Annotated in this window: 2 protein-coding genes; both read left to right on the top strand. The window is 54.9% G+C overall.

The window, feature by feature from the left end:
- Nucleotides 1-243 precede the first annotated feature (243 nt).
- Nucleotides 244-492 carry a hypothetical protein gene (locus D6694_09565; GenBank protein ID RMH40933.1) on the top strand — a complete coding sequence of 83 codons (249 nt, stop codon included), beginning with the start codon at nt 244-246 and terminating at the stop codon, nt 490-492.
- A partial coding sequence (locus D6694_09560; protein ID RMH40934.1) for a DUF4373 domain-containing protein occupies nt 489-1199 on the top strand: 711 nt, incomplete at its 3' end. The genes D6694_09565 and D6694_09560, both read left to right, overlap by 4 nt.

Below are 1199 nucleotides of genomic sequence, written 5' to 3'. Positions count from 1 at the left end.
TATAAAAGATGTAAAGTAAAGGGAAAGATGTTTTCTATAAAGTATCTAGTGCAAGAACTTAGTTATGCGGTTTGAGATAGTTCTTGCGAACTTCCCTGAAGGTCGTGATTGGCCGCGGAGGTATGGTCATGGAAGCACCTGCATGCCCTACCGAGCAACAGGAGTATCGCACCGCCTCCCCCGGCTGCTCGATAACTTCGGCCTGGGCTGATGCCACGTCACTAATGGGGACGTCACACTGGGCTGAAGGGGGGGGGCGAGGTGCAGGGCGTCAAGAAGGGCGCCCCTCACTTGCTTGTTTCCGTCTGCTGCGGCAAGGTCGGAACGGTGATCGAATTGAAACGGGTAAAAGGGGGCCGGCTCAGCGATGAGCAGAAGGATTGGCTTGGGGAGCTCGCAAACCGAAACTGGCACACCACAGGTTGCAAGGATGCCGGTGAGGTTGCAGACACACTGGAACAACTCGGCTATCTGGACAGGAGGCTCGAATGAAATGGTTCAAGCACGATTCCTTCGCAGCAACCGACCCGAAACTCAGAAAGCTGAGGATGAAATTCGGCGCAGAAGGATACGGCCTCTATTGGTATATCCTCGAAAGGATCGCTGCGCATGTCGACGTCAATGATACTGGGTTTGAGCTTGAAGATGACGAAGAGCTGATAGCCGCCGACCTCGGTATGGGCGAGAGCCGTGTTGTGGAAGCTCTTGAATATATGGCCCAAATCGTTCTGCTTGAAAAGGCAGGAAGCAGGTACGCTTGCCCTAAAATGGCCAGCCGTGCGGACAGGTATACCAGCCGGTTCCTCGGCAAAACAAACCAGGGCCAGACTGGGGGCAACCAGCACACAAACTACGCATCTTGTGAGCACGGTGTGTTCACACGCTCCGCCCAGGGTCGCCAGATGTGCGCACAGAGTACCCCTAGAATAGAAGAGAATAGAAGAGAACAGAACAGAAGAGATAAAACCGTATGTGCGGAACGAATTTCCGCGCCGACGGAAAAAATCGCTCTTCCTCTCAAAAACGGAAACGATTACCTCGTCACCAACGACGATCTGACCGAGTGGCGGGCTGCCGTTCCCGGCGTAGACGTTCTGGCCGAGTTGCGGAAGATGCGTCTGTGGCTCGACGCCAACCCGTCCAAGCGAAAGACCCCGAAAGGCATTCGCCGCTTCGTCGCCTCATGGCTCTCCCGCGAG

The sequence above is a fragment of the Gammaproteobacteria bacterium genome, assembly GCA_003696665.1.
In the GTDB taxonomy this organism is placed as follows: Bacteria; Pseudomonadota; Gammaproteobacteria; order Enterobacterales.
Note: the sequence above shows the minus strand (reverse complement) of the source record. Positions and strands in the feature narration are given on the sequence as shown.